This is a genomic window from Streptomyces sp. KMM 9044, assembly GCF_024701375.2.
Classification (GTDB): Bacteria; Actinomycetota; Actinomycetes; order Streptomycetales; family Streptomycetaceae; genus Streptomyces.
This window is the reverse complement of the sequence record NZ_CP113910.1, coordinates 2,869,458-2,888,760: the sequence shown is the minus strand read 5'-3', so window position 1 is coordinate 2,888,760 and position 19,303 is coordinate 2,869,458. Positions and strand designations below refer to the sequence as shown.

The 19,303-nt window shown below is 72.4% G+C and carries 10 protein-coding genes and 2 pseudogenes; 10 read left to right on the top strand and 2 right to left on the bottom strand.

Going from position 1 to position 19,303, the window contains the following annotated elements; all coding sequences use genetic code 11:
* Positions 1–124 precede the first annotated feature (124 nt).
* On the top strand, positions 125–1,633 hold the full coding sequence (guaB, locus tag HUV60_RS12740; RefSeq protein WP_257851145.1) for an IMP dehydrogenase: 1,509 nt from the start codon (positions 125–127) through the stop codon (positions 1,631–1,633).
* Between the two features lie 212 nt (positions 1,634–1,845).
* The gene (locus HUV60_RS12735) at positions 1,846–2,970 is read left to right on the top strand and encodes a GuaB3 family IMP dehydrogenase-related protein (RefSeq protein ID WP_257851146.1); all 1,125 of its coding nucleotides are present in this window, start codon (positions 1,846–1,848) and stop codon (positions 2,968–2,970) included.
* Between the two features lie 671 nt (positions 2,971–3,641).
* Here the strand turns inward: HUV60_RS12735 and HUV60_RS12730 are convergent.
* On the bottom strand, positions 3,642–4,850 hold the full coding sequence (locus HUV60_RS12730) for a nucleotide sugar dehydrogenase (RefSeq protein WP_257851147.1): 1,209 nt from the start codon (positions 4,848–4,850) through the stop codon (positions 3,642–3,644).
* Positions 4,851–5,136: 286 nt separating this feature from the next.
* Between HUV60_RS12730 and HUV60_RS12725 the strand changes: the two genes are divergently transcribed.
* Complete coding sequence (locus HUV60_RS12725; protein ID WP_257851148.1) at positions 5,137–6,843, top strand: glycerol-3-phosphate dehydrogenase/oxidase; 1,707 nt, start codon at positions 5,137–5,139, stop codon at positions 6,841–6,843.
* A 128-nt stretch (positions 6,844–6,971) separates the two neighbouring features.
* Here the strand turns inward: HUV60_RS12725 and HUV60_RS33895 are convergent, their stop codons facing one another.
* Positions 6,972–7,238, bottom strand: coding sequence for a serine hydrolase (locus HUV60_RS33895; RefSeq protein WP_443047280.1), 267 nt, complete (start codon positions 7,236–7,238; stop codon positions 6,972–6,974).
* Positions 7,239–7,605: 367 nt separating this feature from the next.
* On the opposite strand from HUV60_RS33895, the gene HUV60_RS12715 reads away from it, so the two are divergent.
* From HUV60_RS12715 to HUV60_RS12685, 7 genes and pseudogenes are all read left to right on the top strand, one after another.
* The gene (locus tag HUV60_RS12715; protein WP_257851149.1) at positions 7,606–9,699 is read left to right on the top strand and encodes a serine/threonine-protein kinase; all 2,094 of its coding nucleotides are present in this window, start codon (positions 7,606–7,608) and stop codon (positions 9,697–9,699) included.
* Between the two features lie 154 nt (positions 9,700–9,853).
* Complete coding sequence (locus tag HUV60_RS12710) at positions 9,854–12,541, top strand: protein kinase (RefSeq protein ID WP_257851150.1); 2,688 nt, start codon at positions 9,854–9,856, stop codon at positions 12,539–12,541.
* Positions 12,542–12,709: 168 nt separating this feature from the next.
* Positions 12,710–14,411 (top strand): annotated as a pseudogene (locus HUV60_RS12705) (protein kinase domain-containing protein).
* Positions 14,412–14,517: 106 nt separating this feature from the next.
* The gene (locus tag HUV60_RS12700; RefSeq protein WP_257851151.1) at positions 14,518–15,774 is read left to right on the top strand and encodes a serine/threonine-protein kinase; all 1,257 of its coding nucleotides are present in this window, start codon (positions 14,518–14,520) and stop codon (positions 15,772–15,774) included.
* Positions 15,775–15,873: 99 nt separating this feature from the next.
* Positions 15,874–16,530 (top strand): annotated as a pseudogene (locus HUV60_RS12695) (serine/threonine protein kinase); the annotation flags it as partial.
* A 669-nt stretch (positions 16,531–17,199) separates the two neighbouring features.
* The gene (locus HUV60_RS12690) at positions 17,200–17,580 is read left to right on the top strand and encodes a hypothetical protein (RefSeq protein WP_257851803.1); all 381 of its coding nucleotides are present in this window, start codon (positions 17,200–17,202) and stop codon (positions 17,578–17,580) included.
* 104 nt (positions 17,581–17,684) lie between these two features.
* Positions 17,685–19,298, top strand: a complete 1,614-nt coding sequence (locus HUV60_RS12685; protein ID WP_257851152.1) for a succinic semialdehyde dehydrogenase — start codon at positions 17,685–17,687, stop codon at positions 19,296–19,298.
* Positions 19,299–19,303: the final 5 nt, after the last annotated feature.

Genomic DNA, 19,303 nt, shown 5'->3' with positions numbered 1-19,303 from the left:
GGCCCGCGGCCGATTCCGTACAAACGTACAAAGGCCGGAGCCTTGCGGAACCGTGGAATGAGACAGCTCTCCTTCCCGTTAGCATGGACATCCGCACCGATCAAGGCCATTTGGGGAAGGTGTCATGACCGCGAACGTCGACGGAGTGCCCGGTAAATTCGCGACACTCGGGCTGACCTACGACGACGTGCTGCTGCTGCCGGGCGCGTCGGACATGGCGCCCGACGAGATCGACACCGCCTCGCACGTCTCCAGGAACGTGCGGGTCAACGTCCCGCTGCTGTCCGCCGCCATGGACAAGGTGACCGAATCGCGCATGGCGATCGCGATGGCTCGCCAGGGCGGTGTCGGTGTCCTGCACCGCAACCTGTCCATCGAGGACCAGGCGAACCAGGTCGACCTGGTGAAGCGTTCCGAGTCGGGCATGGTCACCGACCCGATCACCATTCACCCGGACGCCACCCTCGCCGAGGCCGACGCCCTGTGCGGCAAGTTCCGCATCAGTGGCGTCCCGGTCACCGACGGCAACAAGAAGCTGCTCGGCATCGTCACCAACCGCGACATGACCTTCGAGACCGACCGCTCGCAGCGGGTACGCGAGGTCATGACGCCGATGCCGCTGGTCACCGGCAAGGTCGGCATCTCGGGTGCGGAGGCCGTACAACTGCTGCGCCGCCACAAGATCGAGAAGCTTCCGCTGGTCGACGACCACGGCGTCCTCAAGGGCCTGATCACGGTCAAGGACTTCGTGAAGGCCGAGCAGTACCCGAACGCCGCCAAGGACGGCGAGGGCCGGCTGCTGGTCGGCGCCGCGGTCGGCGTCGCGGGCGACGCCTTCGAGCGCGCCCAGGCGCTGATCGAGGCGGGCGCCGACTTCATCGTCGTCGACACCGCGCACGGCCACTCCCGCCTCGTCGGCGACATGGTCGCCAAGATCAAGTCGAACTCCACCGGCGTCGACGTCATCGGCGGCAACATCGCCACGCGCGACGGCGCGAAGGCCCTGGTCGACGCGGGCTGCGACGGCATCAAGGTCGGCGTCGGCCCCGGCTCCATCTGCACCACGCGTGTCGTCGCCGGCGTGGGCGTGCCGCAGGTCACCGCGATCTACGAGGCTGCGCTCGCCGCCAAGGAGGCCGGTGTCCCGGTCATCGGCGACGGCGGCCTGCAGTACTCCGGCGACATCGCCAAGGCCCTGGTCGCGGGCGCCGACACGGTGATGCTGGGTTCGCTGCTCGCGGGCTGCGCGGAGTCGCCGGGCGAGCTGCTGTTCATCAACGGCAAGCAGTTCAAGTCGTACCGCGGCATGGGGTCGCTCGGCGCGATGCAGACCCGCGGCGACCGCAGGTCGTTCTCCAAGGACCGCTACTTCCAGGAGGGCGTCGCCTCCGACGAGCAGCTCGTCCCCGAGGGAATCGAGGGCCAGGTGCCCTACCGCGGGCCGCTCTCCTCGGTGGTCCACCAGTTGGTCGGCGGCCTGCGCCAGTCGATGTTCTACGTCGGCGGCCGGACTGTGCCCGACCTGCAGGCGAACGGCCGGTTCGTGCGGATCACCTCCGCTGGGCTCAAGGAGAGCCACCCGCACGACATCCAGATGACCGTCGAAGCACCCAACTACAGCAGCAAGCGCTGACGGCACACAGCCGCAGGCGCCGACGGCCCGCGCAGGCGTGTGACGCACGCGTGTGTGACGGTTCGTTCCAGTCGTCCGAGGGCGGCCCGGGAGAGGTCCGGGCCGCCCTCGTCGTTCGTCCTGGGGGGATGCGGAGTGACGCGGGGCGATGCGGGGCGTGACGGTCGGGGATACTGGAAGGCGCTGCAACGCATCAGGGAGAGGCCACAGACGTGACTGAGATCGAGATCGGGCGCGGCAAGCGCGGCCGCCGGGCGTACGCCTTCGACGACATCGCCGTCGTCCCCAGCCGCCGTACGCGGGACCCGAAGGAGGTCTCGATCGCCTGGCAGATCGACGCCTACCGTTTTGAGCTGCCGTTCCTGGCCGCCCCCATGGACTCGGTCGTCTCGCCGGCCACGGCGATCCGTATCGGTGAGCTCGGTGGCCTCGGCGTGCTGAACCTCGAAGGGCTGTGGACGCGCTACGAGGACCCGCAGCCGCTGCTCGACGAGATCGCCGAGCTCGACGCCGAGACGGCCACGCGCCGCTTCCAGGAGATTTACACCGCCCCCATCAAGGAAGAGCTGATCGGGCAGCGCCTGAAGGAGGTGCGCGACTCGGGCGTGGTCACCGCGGCCGCGCTCTCCCCGCAGCGTACCGCCCAGTTCTCCAAGGCCGTCGTCGACGCCGGCGTGGACATCTTCGTGATCCGCGGGACGACCGTCTCCGCGGAGCACGTCTCCGGCTCGCACGAGCCGCTCAACCTGAAGCAGTTCATCTACGAACTCGACGTCCCGGTGATCGTCGGCGGCTGCGCCACCTACACCGCGGCCCTGCACCTGATGCGCACCGGCGCGGCCGGTGTCCTGGTGGGCTTCGGCGGCGGCGCCGCGCACACCACCCGCAACGTGCTCGGCATCCAGGTCCCCATGGCCACCGCGGTCGCGGACGTGGCGGCCGCCCGCCGCGACTACATGGACGAGTCCGGCGGCCGGTACGTGCACGTGATCGCGGACGGCGGCGTCGGCTGGTCCGGCGACCTGCCCAAGGCCATCGCCTGCGGCGCCGACGCGGTGATGATGGGTTCCCCCCTCGCACGCGCCACCGACGGTCCCGGCAGGGGCAACCACTGGGGCATGGAGGCGGTGAACGAGGAACTGCCGCGCGGCAAGAAGGTCGGCCTCGGCACCGTCGGCACGATAGAGGAGATCCTCACCGGCCCGTCGCACACGCCCGACGGCTCGATGAACCTCTTCGGCGCCCTGCGCCGCGCCATGGCCACCACCGGGTACAGCGAGCTGAAGGAGTTCCAGCGCGTCGAGGTGACGGTGGCGGACGCGCAGCACCGGCGATGACTGATGCCGCGCCCGCACGGAGCGCGGCGCGCACGACGCCCTTGAGAGTCTTGAGAGTGAGGACGGGGCCCGGCCATCCGTAAGGGGTGGCCGGGCCCCGTCGCATGTCCACGAGGGTGGCGCCGTGGTGAGGGGGCGTGTGGGGTGCGAGGAGGGTGCGCGGTTGCCTCCGGCGCGAATATCGGGAGACGGGCCGGTTCGGGGCGGTCGGGAGACGGGCCGGTTCGGGGCGGTCGGGAGACGGGCCGGTTCGGGGCGGTAATGTCCGTGGCCGGCGGCCCGGTTCTCCGGGACGCCCCCTTCCGAGGAAACGATCCGGACCCCGCCCTTCGGGGCCCGGCCCGATTCCGGACGGACCGCCCTACCGGGCTGACGGGCGGCCTCGTGGAAGGGGGCGTGCCCAGGGGCGCCACCGCAAGCCCACCTGCTGGGACCGGATCCGTCTGTGGACGGTGAAGTGCCGGAGGGGGCGGATCCCGCGGGTTTTCGGATGGTGAGTGTCCACCCCCAAGGGGCATAAGAGACACAGGGGTGGACACTCCGTGATCCATCCGGAGCCTGCCGCAGTGCCCTGCGGTGGGCTCCACCTGAATCCCAAGGTACCCGCGCCGGGTGCCGCTCACCACCAGCTCCCGGAGCACGGGACGTCGCGGGCGCGGCTCTCGCCCCTCTCACAACCGGTGCGCCGCCCCCGTCGGAGTGGCCCCGCGGGTGTCCAGCAGCAGCTGGGCCTTCACGGACAGGCCCTGGAGGTCGTACGTGCGGTGCTGCTGGAGCAGGATCGTCAGGTCGGCGTCGGCGGCGGCCTCGTACAGGGAGTCGGCGCGGGGGAGGGGACGGTCGAGCACGCTCCAGGACGGGACGTGCGGGTCGTGGTAGCTGACGGAGGCGCCCAGCTCCATCAGCCGCATCGCGATCTCCCGCGCGGGGCTGCCCTGCTGGTCGGCGAGGTCGGCCTTGTAGGTGACGCCCAGGAGGAGCACGCGTGCGCCGCGGGCCGACTTGCCGTGCTCGTTGAGGAGCGCGGCGGCGCGCTGGACGACGTAGTGGGGCATCCGGCCGTTGACCTGCTGGGCGAGTTCCGCCATCCGCAGGGTGCGGCCCGTGTGGGCGGTCAGGTCCTGGGCCAGGGCGTGGCCGCCGACGCCGGGGCCGGGGCGGAAGGAGTGGAAGCCGAAGGGTTTGGTCTCCGCGCAGCGGATGACGTCCCACAGGTCGACGCCCAGGTCGTGGCAGAGCACGGCCATCTCGTTGACGAGGGCGGTGTTGACGTGCCGGAAGTTGGTTTCCAGCAACTGCACGGTCTCCGCTTCCCGCGGTCCGCGCGCGCGGACGACCTTGTCGGTGAGCCTCCCGTAGAAGGCGGCGGCCGACTCGGTGCAGGCCGGGGTGAGACCGCCGATGACCTTCGGGGTGTTGGCGGGAGTGAAGTCGCGGTTGCCCGGGTCGACACGGCTGGGGGAGTGGGCGAGGTGGAAGTCGTGGCCTGCGCGGAGGCCGGATCCGGATTCGAGCAGGGGGCGGAGGAAGTCCTCGGTCGTTCCGGGGGGCACCGGGGACTCGAGGATCACCGTGGTGTGCGGGCGCAGCCGCGCGGCCAGGGTGCGGGCGGTCGCTTCCACCGGGCCGAGATCAAGTCCGCCCTCCGCGCCGCGCGGGACCGGCGCGCAGATGACGGCGGTACGCACCCGGCCGAGCTCGGCAGGCCCGGTGATCACGCGGAACCCCTGGGCGGCCATGCGGCGCAGCTCGGCGGGGCTGAGGGAGGCGGCCTCCGGTCCGGTCCGGTAGCCGATGGTGGGGATGCCGGCGGCGACGGCGGCCTGGGCCAGGGGCAGGCCGTACGGGCCGAGTCCGATGACGGCGAGATCTGCGGGCATGGCGTGGGCCGTCCTTCCCAGTAACCGAAGCGGGACAGGCGCGCAAGCTCGGTGGACAGAACGAGCGAGCGCAATGTCAGACTAGGAGTAAATATGACCGATATGCTGTATTGATTGGCCGGGTTTTGCGGAGTTTCGCCGAGTCGCAGCGTGAGCGAGCCGTCCGCAGGGCGAAGGCGCGTGGTGGCTGGAACCGGGCAACCCGGCGAGAATCTGGGCATGAGGGAGAGGGACCGGGCTTCGCCCGACGGGTGCGGCCGATGCGACCGATCAGCGGGAGGCAGCGGTGAGGACAGCGACACTGGGACCGGCGGAGCGCGCCGAGTCACTCGCATCCATGGCGGAGCGTGAACTGGACGTGCTGGTGGTGGGCGGTGGTGTGGTCGGCGCCGGCACCGTGCTGGACGCCGTGACGCGCGGCCTGTCCACCGGACTGGTCGAGGCACGTGACTGGGCGTCGGGCACGTCCAGCAGGTCCAGCAAACTGGTCCACGGCGGTCTGCGCTACCTGGAGATGCTCGACTTCGCCCTCGTGCGGGAGGCGTTGAAGGAGCGAGGCCTGCTGCTGGAGAAGCTCGCCCCGCACCTGGTGAAACCGGTGCCGTTCCTCTACCCGTTGCGGCACAAGGGCTGGGAGCGGCTGTACGCCGGGGCGGGTGTCGCGCTCTACGACACCATGTCGATGGCCCCCGGACACGGACGGGGGCTGCCCGTGCACCGGCACCTGAGCCGCCGTCACGCGCTGCGCGTGGCACCGTGTCTGAAGAGGGACGCCCTGGTCGGGGCGCTCCAGTACTACGACGCCCAGATGGACGACGCCCGCTTCGTGGCGACGCTGGTGCGCACCGCCGCGGCATACGGCGCGAAGGTCGCCAACCGCGCACGGGTCACCGGATTCCTGCGCGAGGGCGAACGGGTCGTCGGCGCCCGGGTGCAGGACGTCGAGGGCGGCGGGGAGTACGAAGTCCGCGCCAAGCAGGTGGTCAACGCCACAGGTGTGTGGACCGACGACACCCAGGCGATGGTGGGCGAGCGGGGCCAGTTCCACGTACGGGCCTCCAAGGGCATCCACCTGGTCGTCCCCAAGGACCGCATCCACTCCACCACCGGGCTCATCCTGCGCACGGAGAAGTCCGTCCTGTTCGTCATCCCGTGGGGCCGGCACTGGATCATCGGGACCACGGACACCGGCTGGGACCTCGACAAGGCGCATCCGGCCGCGTCCAGCGCGGACATCGACTACCTGCTCGAGCATGTGAACTCGGTCCTCGCGGTCCCGCTCACCAGGGACGACGTCCAGGGCGTGTACGCCGGTCTCCGGCCGTTGCTCGCCGGTGAGTCCGACGCGACCAGCAAACTGTCGCGCGAGCACACCGTGGCCCATCCTGTGCCCGGACTCGTGGTGGTCGCGGGCGGCAAGTACACGACCTACCGGGTGATGGCCAAGGACGCGGTGGACGAGGCCGTGCACGGGCTCGACGCGCGGGTCGCCGCCTGTGTCACCGAGGACATACCGCTGGTCGGCGCCGAGGGGTACCGGGCGCTGTGGAACGCGCGGGCGCGGATCGCCGCACGCACCGGACTGCACGTGGTGCGGGTCGAGCACCTGCTGAACCGGTACGGATCGCTGGCCGAAGAGGTCCTGGAACTCGTCGCGCAGGAACCCATGCTGGGTGAGCCACTGCAGGCGGCCGACGACTACCTGCGCGCCGAGATCACCTACGCCGCCTCGCACGAGGGGGCGCGGCACCTGGACGACGTGCTGACCCGGCGGACCCGCATCTCCATCGAGACGTTCGACCGGGGCACGCGCAGCGCCCGGGAGGCCGCCGAGCTGATGGCGCCGGTGCTGGGCTGGGACAAGGACCGGATCGCGCGTGAGGTGCGTCACTACGAGAAGCGGGTGGAGGCCGAACGGGATTCGCAGCGGCAGCCGGACGACCTGACGGCGGACGCGGCCCGGCTGGGGGCTCCGGACAGCGTTCCGTCATAGGGGAAGGGCCGTCAGCCGGGGGCAGGACGAGACCGATCCCGTGCCCCGGAACCCGGTTTCGGGGCACGGGATCACGTTCACTCGAACGAGTGCTGTGAACGGGGATCTCCGTTCGGAACCCGGCCGTTCTACCGGGTGCGAGGGCAGAACTCGGCCGCGAGCACCGCGGGTTCGAGGCCGGGGTCCGCTATCGCGTCCGTGTGCACCCGGAAGGTGAGGACATGCCGGCCGTCGACGGCAGCTGCGCTGCGCACGTAGCTGCCGGACATGTGCCCGTTGTGCCCCCACACGGTGTCGGACAGGGGCAGGCGGTGCTCGTCCGCCAGTTGCAGCACGAGCGTCGCGATGAACGTCTTCGTGATGCTGCCGGCCCGGAAGTGGTCGGTCCGGCCCATGCCCTCGCCGGCCCGGCATGGCGCGGGCCGGATTCCTCCACGGCCAGCAGCGCCGCCGCCGGGGCTCCCCCTGGGTGACCAGCAGCGGGAGGAGTACGTCGGCGGGATACGCCGACAGGGCCGAGGAGACCGTCGGGGCCAGGGCAGGCGTGGCCACGGACACAGCGATGGCCAGGAGCGTCCGGGGCGGCGGCATCCGGTTCCTCTCTTGTCGGAGGGACCTTCATGCAGGGCCGTGGGGTAGGTCCTTCACCCGGGTTCCGGGTGTGCCGGGCGCGAGCCGGGGCCAGAGGCACCCTGGGCGTGGAGCACTTGTCGGGTGAGGGACAATGAAGGCTCTGTCGGGGCGGGTTGCATGAGGGGACGCATGTCGGAGCCGGAGCAGGCGGGGACAACCCGTCAGGACGAGAGCGCACGTCTGCTCGCCGGGCGGTACCGGCTGGGAGATGTGCTCGGACGCGGCGGCATGGGGACGGTGTGGCGCGCCGAGGACGAGACCTTGGGGCGGACCGTCGCCGTCAAGGAGCTTCGGTTCCCGTCGAGCATCGACGAGGAGGAGAAGCGGCGGCTCGTCACGCGGACGTTGCGCGAGGCCAAGGCGATCGCGCGCATACGCAACAGCAGTGCCGTGACGGTCTTCGACGTGGTCCAGGAGGACGACCGGCCCTGGATCGTGATGGAGCTCGTCGAGGGCAAGTCGCTCGCCGAGGCCATCCGGGAGGACGGCCTGCTGGAACCCCGGCGTGCCGCCGAGGTCGGGCTCGCGGTGCTCGACGTGCTGCGTTCCGCCCACCGCGAGGGCATCCTGCACCGTGACGTGAAACCCTCGAACGTGCTGATCGCCGAGGACGGCCGGGTCGTGCTCACCGACTTCGGCATCGCCCAGGTCGAGGGCGACCCGTCCATCACCTCGACCGGCATGCTGGTCGGCGCCCCCTCGTACATCTCCCCGGAGCGGGCCCGTGGGCACAAGCCGGGGCCGGCGGCCGACCTGTGGTCCCTCGGCGGGCTGCTGTACGCGGCGGTGGAGGGTACGCCGCCGTACGACAAGGGGTCCGCGATCGCGACGCTCACGGCGGTGATGACCGAGCCGCTCGAGGGGCCCAGGAACGCGGGACCGCTCAGGGACGTCATCCACGGACTGCTCACCAAGGACCCGGCCCAGCGGCTCGACGACGCCACTTCGCGGGCCATGCTGAACGCGGTGATCAACGCGCCCGAGACCAAGGGCGCCGACTCGGAACCGGCGGACGCGACGAAGGTCGTGCCGCTGCCCGAGCAGCCCGGCGGGCGTGCCGGAGGCGGGCGGGGCGGCGGGGAGGCAGGGGAGCGGCTGCGCGGCGCGATGCGCTCCGTGCGGAAGACCGCGGTGTCGGCAGGGGCGGCCGGTTCGGCGGCCGCGACGCGCGCCAAGTCCGTTGACCGCGCCGGCGGTTCGACGGCCGGGAAGACCGCCGCGGCGAATCCGGCGGACCCGGCCACCACGCCGACCACGACTCGGTCCGGAACCGGGGCCGGGAAGGGGACCGGGACCGGAGTGCGGCAGGGGGGCCCGGCGGCGAACCGTGGGTCCGGTTCGGTGCGTGGCTCGGCTTCCGGGGCGGCGGATGCGGCTTCGGGTGCCCGGGATTCGGGATGGCCCGTGATGACGCCGCCGGACCTGCCGGCGCGGCCCGCGCCGAGGGCGTCGCTCACCGATATGGTGCCGCGGCGGACGCTGGCCCTCATCGCGGTGGTCGTGGTGCTCGCCGTGATCGGTACGGTGCTGGCCCTGACACTCGGTGGCGATGACGAGAGCGGTGCGGGAGCGAAGGACGGCCCGGATCAGGTTGCCTCCGGCCAGGTGCCCAGCGCCGAGACCAAGAAGGACGGCGGCTCCGAGGCCGGTGCGGACGACGGCATCCGAACCGACGGTGAGGCAGCCGAATCGGAGGACACGGGTACGGGAACGGGCTCCGGTGACGCCGACGCCGGCACCGAAACGGGTGGCAGTGGGGCGGACGGCTCGGCCGGGACCGACGGGGACGCCTTGGTGGCGGCGACGCACAACGGGACCCAGGGCTACACGATCGGACTGCCCGAGGGCTGGAAGTACCGGTCGACGGATGGCGCCGGGGACCGGTACACCGGGCCCGACGGACAGAAACTGCTCATCGCCTGGACGTCCACGCCGAAGGACGACCCGGTGGCCGACTGGGAGAACCAGGAACGCGGCATGGTGCGTTCGCAGTACAAGAGGGTCCGAATAGAGGCGGTGGACTACCGGGGGTGGAACACCGCTGACTGGGAGTTCACCTACGTGGACGGCGGTACGAAGTACCGGACCATCGACCGGGGGTTCGTCGTGGACGGCCGGGTCGGGTATGCGCTGATGTACACGGCGAAGGCCGACGGCTGGGGCGGTGAGCAGCGCAAGGAGACCTGGAAGGCGCTGACGCGGTCCTTCGAACCCCAGTCCTGAGCATGGGCGGCCCCCCGAAGGGGGAAGTGAGATGTGGCATCCCCTCTCTCCGGGTCGCCTCCGGCACGTATCGTGAATATTCGCGGACCGTACGAAGCCGGAACAGGCCGCTGGGCGAGCGGACCTGACCGACCACAATGCCGGGGGAGGCGCAGTGGACGAATACGCGGGGCGGGTCCTCGCCGACCGCTACCGCCTGCCGTTGCCGCCGTCCGACGAGTACGAACTGACCGAGATCCGCGCCTTCGACACCTACAGCGGGCAGGAAGTCCTCGTCAGACAGATTCCGTTGCCGGAGGTCGTCGAGGCCGAGGTGCTCGACGCGGAAGGACTGCCCGACGGTTTCACGGCGCGTGACGGAAGTGCCCGCCGCTCTGTGGGGCGTACGGCCGACCGCACGGGCACACGGCGGCCCACCGACCCCGTGGTGCGGCGAGCGGTCGAAGCCGCGCAGGCCGCGGCGGCCATCCCCGACCACCCCCGGCTGGACCAGGTCTTCGACGTGTTCGCGGAGGGCGGCTCCCTCTGGATCGTCAGCGAACTGGTGTCCGCCCGGCCGCTGGCGGCGCTGCTGGCCGAGCAGCCGCTGACCCCGTACCGGGCGGCCGAGGTCGCCGCCGACGTTCTGATGGCCGTGCGGGTACTGCACGGACACGGCTGGGTGCACCGGAACATCACCACCCGTACGGTGCTGGTCTGCGACGACGGCCGTGTGATGCTGACCGGTCTCGCGGTCGGCGCGGCGGAGGAGGCGCTGTGCGGGTACGACCCGGTGCCCGTTCCTGACACGTTCCTTCCGGATGCCGCCGCTCCGGCACCTACCGCTCCGGTTACCACCGCTGCGGGCCGGGCTGCTCCGAACCCTGTGGTGCCGCGGGCCGGCGGGGGCTCGGGCTCGGCAGCCGGGGCGTTGGGGCCCGTGGCACCCACGGGCACCGGTGTTCCGGCGCAGGAACCGGGGCGCACTCCGTCATGGCCGCCCGGATTCACCGCGGCCCCCGACCCGCATCCCGACGTCTCGCGACGGGCTGCCATCGAGGCGCGATCCGGTCGGCTTCCCGGGGGCGAGGCGGCGGCCCCGGGCACCGGGGCGCCGGACGCGCGGGCCATCGACAGCGCCGGGGACGTCAGGGCCGCCCGCGCGGGGGCGATCGCCGCGTACCGGGCGGGTGCCCGTGCCGCAGCCCGGGTGCAGGAGGCGCAGCGGTCGGGACGAGCTGTCCTGCCCGGCGCCGCTCCCGCCACCGAGGGCGGCGACCAGGCCGTCCTCGCACCGCACACCAGCGCTTCGTCGGCCACGCCGGGCGGGAGCGGTCCGGCCCCGCCGGGGCGGATGGCCGATCCGTACGGCGTGGAGGCCACCGGCTGGCACGGCGCCATGTCCCGCAGCGCTTCCCCCGCCGAACAACCCGGCGCGGGCAGCCCGCAGTCGCCCAGTGGCGGAGGCTTCGGCAGTGCCGACCGGCACGGGCGTACGGCCCTGCCGTCCGGCGGAGCCGTCCCGGCCACCGCACACTGGGGCGAGCCGGCAGCCCACGCACCTGTGCGCCGGGGCCCCACCACCGCGTTGGCCGCCGAGCGGGCGCGACAGACACGGATGGCCGTCGTCGGCCCCGTGACGGAGCGGTGGGCACCGGAGCAGGCCGGTCCCGTGCACGAGAACTGGCAACTGGCCGCGCCCATCGGTCCAGCGACGGACCTGTGGGCACTGGGCGCGCTCCTGTTCCGGGCCGTACAGGGACACGCGCCCTACCCGGAGGAGTCGACGGCCGAGCTGGTGCAGATGGTGTGCGCCGAGCCCCCCGCGTTCGCCGAGGAGTGCGGGCCGCTCAGGCCGGTCGTGGAGTCGCTGCTGCGCCAGGATCCCACCGAGCGGCTCGACTTCGAGGAACTGCGGGGCTGGCTGCGTTCGCTGGTGCGGTCGGCGCCCGAGCCGGAAGCGGGTGTGCACGTCATAGCGGCGCCGCCGGTCGACGCCAGCCGGCTGCCGATCGTGCGCCGCCGGGGCGAGCTGGTGCGCAGGCGCCGCGCCGGGCTGCCGGCGCACCAAGGACGGCACAAGCGGGCCAGGCAGGAGTCGAAGTCCCCGCGCAGGCTGGGCCGCACGCTGCTTCTGCTGGTGCTGGTCGCCATGGCCGCGGCGATCACGTACGCCGTGATGTTCATGCCGGAGGCCGGTGAGGACACCGGGGGCGCGGGGGCGGCCGACCGCACCGGTGCGGTCGGTACGGCGGGCGAGGCGTCTCCCTCGCAGGGGGCGGGCGGCGCGCCGGGAGCAGGCTCCGGCGACTCCTCTGCGGAACCGGGGGATCCGAAGAACCCGGAGGGCGGCACCGGGGAGTCCGGTGCGGCCGACGAGACGCAGACCACCAGCCCCGACGATCCCGACGTCCCCGAGGGCTTCACCCTGCGCAAGGACCCGGAGGACTTCCGTGTCGCCGTGGCGAAGGGCTGGCAGCGCACCGGGAAGAACGGCAGCGGTCAGGTCCTCTACTCCAGCGGCGACTTCGAGCTGATCGTTGTACCGGGCCGGGACAGCGCCGCGCAGTACGGGGACGACCCGATGGCCTATCAGCGGGAAGACGAGCGTGAACTCCAGCCGTACCGCGACTCCAGTTGGGCCACCTCCACCGGTCTGAAGACCGTCGAGGTGGGTGGACGGACCATGGCCGAGGGCCAGTTCACCTGGACCGGTGACAGCGGCGAGCTGTACATCCGCAACCTCGCCGCGCTGATCGACGGCCGGTACCACGTACTCCAGGTGCGTGGCCCGGAGGGCGAACGGGACGAGGTGACCCGGCTGTTCGAGCAGGCCTCGGCGACCTACCGGTTCACCGGCTGACCCGGCGCCGTACACCTCGGCAGTCGCCGCTGTCGCATCCGCCACCGCGTGTTTCCCGCAGTGGCAACCGTCACAGTGCGGTTTCCATGGTCCGCCCGCTGTTCCCAGGCCGGGCCCCGGAAACCTAATCTGACCCTGTCAAGAACATCGCGGGGCAAGGTGCATCAGATGCAGGGCCTGCTCGTCGCGGGCCGCTACCGGCTGGGCGATGCCATCGGCAGCGGTGGCATGGGCCGGGTGTGGCGCGCGCACGACGAGGTGCTGCACCGGTCCGTGGCCGTCAAGGAACTGACCGTCGCGCTCCACGTCTCCGACGCGGACCAGGCCATGATGCTGGCGCGGACCCGCGCCGAGGCACGCGCGGCAGCACGGATCAACCACTCCGCGGTCGTCACCGTGCACGACGTGCTGGAGCACGACGGCCGGCCGTGGATCGTCACGGAGTTGGTCGAAGGCCATTCGCTCGCCGACGCCGTCAAGGAGCGGGAGCGCGTCGAGCCCCCGTGAGGCGGCCCGTATCGGCCTGCGGGTGCTGCGCGCCCTGTGCGCCGCGCACGCCGCCGGGGTGGTGCACCGCGACGTCGAGCCCGGCAACGTGCTCCTCGGCGGCGACGGCCGCGTGCTGCTCACCGACTTCGGCATCGCGCAGATCGAGGGCGACACGGCGATCACCCGTACCGGAGAGGTCGCCGGCTCGGTCGACTACCTGGCACCCGAGCGGATCCGCGGCCAGGATCCCGGCCCCTCCTCGGACCTCTGGGCACTGGGCGCGACGCTGCACACGGCGGTGGAGGGCGGATCGCCGTTCCGCCGGACGTCTCCGCTGACCACCATGCAGGCGGTCGTGGAGGAGGAGGCCGACGAGCCGCGGTACGCCGGCCCGCTCGCGCCCGTCATCGGCGCACTCCTGCGCAAGGATCCGGTCACGAGGCCCGACGCGGCGGCGGCCGAGCGGATGCTCGCCGAGGTGGCGGAGAGGCAACGGCCGACCTCGGCGCAGACATCGCCGTCGTCGTCGCAGGCGGCGCTCTCGCAGGCCTCGACGCCGACGCCGACGCAGTCGCCGACGCAGCCTCCGTGGCCCTCGGGACCGACGGCGTACGAGCCCGGGGCGGGTTCCGCTCCCCGTGTCACGGCCGTCCAGTCGCCTTCCGGAGGCGTCGCTCCCGCCGGGCCCCGGCGGCTCGGGCGCGGGCGTCTGACATACTGGTCGCGGTCCTGGCCGCGCTCGTCGGCGGAGGGACGGCGCTCCTGCTCGTGCAGGGGGGCGACGGCAGGGAACAGGGCAGCGGCAGCTCGGCGTCGCCCCTCGACAAACCGACCCCCACGGCCACGCCGTCGTCATCGTCCGACGAGGCCGGTGCGCAGGGCGGTGAGCAGACGGGTGGGCCGCCGGCGGGCTGGGTGCGTCGTGACGATCCGTTCGGCTTCAGTGCCGCCCTGCCCGGGGACGACTGGGAGCGGGTCGTCTTCGACGAGGCGACCCGCCAGGTCGACTACACGCCCGACGGCGGCAGGACCTTCATCAGTATCGCCGCCGGCGACTTCGCCGACTCCCCCGACTTCGCCGACCCGTTCGAGTACCTGAGTGATCCGGACCAGCGGATAGGGCAGCGGCTGGTCGACTACCGGCAGGTGACGCTGGAACGCCGCGTCGACCGCGACCGCGAGGGTGCGCGGCTGGAGGTACAGCTGGACCGCGCTGGCGAAGGACACGGAGTTCCCCGGGCCGTACCGGGCCGTGGAGCAGATGTACATCTCCCGTGGCGGAGTCGAGTACGCGATCTACACCGTGTCCCCGGCCGAGGACTGGGCCACGACAAGCCGGCAGTTCGAAACGGTCCTGCGGGGATGGCGGGAACCCGGCTGAGACGGGCCCCGGCCCCGGGGGAATCCGGCCGTTCGGGGCCGTGACGGCGGCGCTTGGCCGAATCGGCCTACCGGAGGGACGACATCCGGTGAGGCATGATGGGCCCATGGTGACCGAGGGGGAACCCGCAAGCGGGTCCGCGCGGCACAACGACCGTGTCGTCGCAGGCCGTTACCGCCTGGAGGCGAGGCTCGGGCGCGGCGGCATGAGCGTGGTGTGGCGGGCGACGGACCAACTGCTCGGGCGTGGCGTCGCCGTCAAGGAACTCCCCCTGGACGAGACGCTCACCGCGACGGAGGCCCGTCGGCAGCGGGACCTCACCCTGCGGGAGGCGCGGGCGCTCGCCCAGCTGAGCCATCCGCACATCATCGTCGTCCACGACGTCGTCGGGGACGACGAACGTCCGTACATCGTCCTGGAGCTGATCGACGGCGGTTCGCTCGCCGACCGTGTTGCCGCACGGGGCCCGGTCGACGCAGTGGAGGCCGCGCACATCGGCATCGCCCTGCTCGGTGCGCTGCGCGCCGCCCACGCGGCGGGCGTGTTGCACCGGGATCTCAAACCCGCGAACGTGCTGCTGGAGCGCGGCACCGACCGGGTCGTCCTCACCGACTTCGGTATCGCCCAGGTGGCCGGCGCCACCACGCTCACCGAGTCCGGCTCCTTCGTCGGCTCGCCCGAGTACACCGCCCCCGAGCGGATGTCCGGGGCCGGGAGCGGACCCGAGTCGGATCTGTGGTCGCTGGGCGCGCTGCTGTGCACGCTGCTCAGCGGCGAGTCGCCGTTCCGCCGGGACTCGATCGGCGGGATCGTGCACGCGGTCGTGGCCGACGAGATACGGCCACCCGCGCAAGCCGGGCCGATCCTGCCCGTCGTGCGCGGCCTGCTGGAACGGGATCCCGCCCGGCGGCTGGACGCGGACCGCGCCGAGGGGATGCTGTGGTCCTTCCTCGAGACGGGCCGCACACCGGAGCCCCCGCCGCCCGGCCACCTGCCGCCCGGACAACCGGCACGCGGGTGGGGACACGTGCCCGGCGGTCCTGCCGCCGTGCGCTCGCCGGGGCGTCCCGTGAAGAGCGTGCTCGTGGCCGCGCTGGCCGTCGCCGCGCTGATGGGGGCGGGGGCGTCCGCGGCGCTCCTGTTCCTGGACCACGACGGTGACGGGAGCGGCGGGGGCGGGGGCGGTACGCCGTCGAGCACCGGGCCGCTGACGCCCGCGAGCCGGCCTCCGGAGCCCCGCCCACCACGTACGGCGGATCCGTCCGCTTCTCCCACGCCTTCTTCCGTCACGTCTTCCGCCGTGGTGACAACGGTGACACCTTCGCGGTCCGTGGTGACCGGCATCTCCTCGTCGGGTGCGTAGTCGCATGAAAGGTGGATAAGTCGCGAACGGGGCCACGGGTCTGCGACCGGACGGCACCCGCTGTGGCTCCGCGAGGACCCGGCGCGATATGGATGGAGCATGAGCAGCAATGGGGGAGCCCGCCACGGCGCGGCCGACGAACCAACGAGTTTCGGTCTGCAACCGCCGAACCCGAACCCGCCCGCGTCCGTGCCGCATCCGGGCAACCCGTACGCGACGCCCATGCAGGTGGTTCCGCAGCAGCAGACCCCGCATGCGCAACAGCAGGTGCCCGGCCGGCCGTCGGCACCGCCGCCGACGCCCTCACGGCCGTCCCGCCACGAGGCGTCGCCCCCGCGGCCGTCGCAGGACGACCCCGGCGTCGGCCGGCTCATCGCCGGTCGTTACCGGCTGCTCTCCAAGCTGGGGCACGGCGGCATGGGCACGGTGTGAAGGGCGGCGGACGAGACGGTGGACCGCGAGGTCGCCGTCGAGGAGCCCCGCGTCCCGGACCGCCTTCCCGAACGCGAACGTGCCAACGCGTTCGAGCGTATGCGTCGCGAAGCCCGTGCCGCCGCCCGCGTCGACCACCCCGCGGCGGTCGCCATCCACGACGTCGTGATCGAGGACGACGGGGTCAAGGAGCCGGAGGGGCGGGACGGCACCAACGGACTCCCCGGGATCGTCATGGAGCTGGTCCGCGGCGAGTCGCTGCACGAGCTGCTCGAACGCGGTCCGCTGCCGCCCGCGGAGGCCGCACGCATCGGCCTCGCCGTACCTGAGCCGAGCCCCGGGCCCGGGTCGGAGACCGGTCCCCGAGTCGATCCCGGAGTCCGAGCCGACGTCCGATGTCTCCGGGCCCGAACGCGAATCCGGGCCCGGTCCCGATACGCCCGGTCCCGATACGCCCGGTCCCGATACGCCCGGTCCCGGCACCCCGGGTTCCGGCACCCCGGGTTCCGGCGCCCCGGGTTCCGACACCTCGGGTTCCGACACCTCGGGTTCCGACACCTCGGGTTCCGGCGCCTCGGGTTCCGGCGCCTCGGGTTCCGGCGCCTCGGGTTCCGGCGCCTCGGGTTCCGGCGCCTCGGGTTCCGGCGCCTCGGGTTCCGGCGCCTCGGGTTCCGGCGCCCCGGGTCCCCGCCCCTCGTGCGTCACCTTCTCCGTCCCGCTCCCGTGGCGGCCCCCGGCGCTCTGCTCGTAGGCGGTGCATGGTCCGCCGCCACCCTCGTGGCGGACACGGGGCGGCCACCGAGCGCACCGCTCGCGCTTCCGCCGCTACCCCCATGTCCACCCCATGTCCACCCCCATGTCCACTCCCGCGGTCGCCCCGGCCTCGCCCCTGTGGACCGCCCACCGCGAGGCCGCCACGGCCGCCGTCCTCTCCCTCCCGCACGGCTACCAGGAGTTCGCCCGGGAGGCAGGGCGCGCGATCGGCCCAGGCTCGTGGTCTACGGGTCCGGCGACGGCAGCTCCCGGGACGGCGTCGACGTCCGCCTCACCCAGTGGCACCAGGCCTCCCGGTCCCCGACGGCCCAGGCGCGACAGGCGCACGCGGGCCGGGACACGTACGACGCGGACGCGCGCACCCAGTACACCCGTACCAGCTTCCAGGGGTACGAAGCCGTCCTCGCCGACACGACGTACGGCCCGGACGAGCTGCGCGTCCGGGTCATGCAGCTGATGATCCTCGCTGAGGACGACCGCATGTACGAGCTCCGTGTCGACATGCCCAGGCGCCCGTCCGGGGAAAGGAGGGGGACTGCGGTGTTCAAGGGTGCCCGCGACCGGCTCGAGATCGGGGCGGTCCGGTCCGCAATGCCCTGATCAGCGGGTTTGCTGCCAGCGTTCACTGGCGTGGTGTGTGAGCAGTCGGTGAATCTGTTACCGACGGGTACACAAAGTGTTCGCGCGGGCATACCCTGCGGCTCATGACGGACGCGCAGACCCGGGAAACGACCGGTACCCATCCTCTCGCCGCCGCCCCGGAGGGCGCCCGCACCGCGGCCGACGTGGTCACGCCCGAGCTGGTCGCCCGGCTCACCAGGGAAGTCGTCGGGTCCGGGTGGACGGCCAACCACACGCCCGTCACCGGTGAGAAGCTGGCCGACCTGCCCGAGTCGAGCCCCGAGGACGTGCGGCGGGCCTTCGGGACGGCCCGCGCCGCCCAGGCCGTGTGGGCGCGGATCCCGGTACGCCGGCGGGCCGCCGTGCTGCTCCGTTTCCACGACCTGGTGCTCGAACGCCAGGCCGAGGTACTCGACCTGATCCAGCTGGAGACCGGCAAGGCCCGTCTGCACGCCCACGAGGAGGTCCAGGCCGTCGCCGTCGCCGCCCGCCACTACGGCCGCAGGGCCGCCGCGTACCTTCGGCCCAAGCGGCACGCGGGCGCCGTGCCGGTCCTCACGAAGGCCGTCGAACGGCGCCACCCGCGCGGTGTCGTCGGCCAGATCGCCCCCTGGAACTACCCGCTCGAACTGTCCGTCGGCGACGCGCTCCCGGCGTTCGTCGCGGGCAACGCGGTCGTGATGAAGCCCGACACGGAGACCTGCCTCACCGCCCTGTGGGCCCGTGACCTGCTGATCGAGGCCGGACTGCCCGCCGACGTCTTCCAGGTCGTGCTCGGCGAGGGACCCGTCGTCGGTCCGGAGGTCGTCAAGCGCGCCGACTACGTCTCCTTCACCGGCTCCACCCGCACCGGCCGCGAGGTGGCCCGGCTCGCCGCCGCCCGGCTCGTCGGGGTGTCCCTGGAGCTCGGCGGCAAGAACGCCATGCTGGTCCTGGAGGACGCCGACCTGGACAGGGCCGCCGCGGGCGCCGTCCGCGCCTGCTTCTCCTCCGCGGGCCAGCTCTGCATCTCCATCGAGCGGCTGTACGTCCACGAGTCGGTCGCCGACGCCTTCCTGGAGCGCTTCGCCGCCCGGACCCGCGCGATCCGCCTCGGCACATCCCTGGCCTACGGCGCCGACATGGGCTCCCTGGTCGGCGAACGCCAGCTGGACGCGGTCACCCGGCACGTGGACGACGCCGTCGCCAAGGGTGCCAAGGTGATCACGGGCGGCACGGCGCGCCCGGACATCGGCCCCTACTTCTACGAGCCGACCATCCTCGACGGCGTCGACGAGTCCATGATCGTTTGCGCGGAGGAGACCTTCGGCCCGGTCGTCTCCCTCTACCGCTTCGGGTCCGACGACGAGGCAGTCGAACGCGCCAACTCCACCCCTTACGGCCTGAACTCCTCGGTCTGGACGAAGGACGCCCGGCGCGGCGGCGAGGTGGCCGCCAGGCTGCGCACCGGCACGGTCAACATCAACGAGGGGTACGCGCCCGCCTACGGCAGCGTCCAGTCGCCGATGGGCGGCATGAAGGACTCCGGCCTCGGCCGCCGGCACGGCTCCGAGGGCATCCTCAAGTACACGGAGGCCCAGACCGTCGCCCACCAGCGGCTGCTGCCCATGGCGCCCGTCTTCGGCATGGACGACGAGCAGTACGCGGCGTTCATGAGCCGGAGCCTGCGCCTGATGAAGGCCTTCCGTTTCCGCTAGCCGGC

Coding starts and splice junctions, on each gene's coding strand:
- guaB (WP_257851145.1), top strand. CDS start 125: ATGACCGCGAACGTCGACGGAGTGCCCGGTAAATTCGCGACACTCGGG.
- HUV60_RS12730 (WP_257851147.1), bottom strand. CDS start 4,850: ATGCCCGCAGATCTCGCCGTCATCGGACTCGGCCCGTACGGCCTGCCC.
- HUV60_RS33895 (WP_443047280.1), bottom strand. CDS start 7,238: ATGGGCCGGACCGACCACTTCCGGGCCGGCAGCATCACGAAGACGTTC.
- HUV60_RS12715 (WP_257851149.1), top strand. CDS start 7,606: ATGTCGGAGCCGGAGCAGGCGGGGACAACCCGTCAGGACGAGAGCGCA.
- HUV60_RS12700 (WP_257851151.1), top strand. CDS start 14,518: ATGGTGACCGAGGGGGAACCCGCAAGCGGGTCCGCGCGGCACAACGAC.
- HUV60_RS12685 (WP_257851152.1), top strand. CDS start 17,685: ATGACGGACGCGCAGACCCGGGAAACGACCGGTACCCATCCTCTCGCC.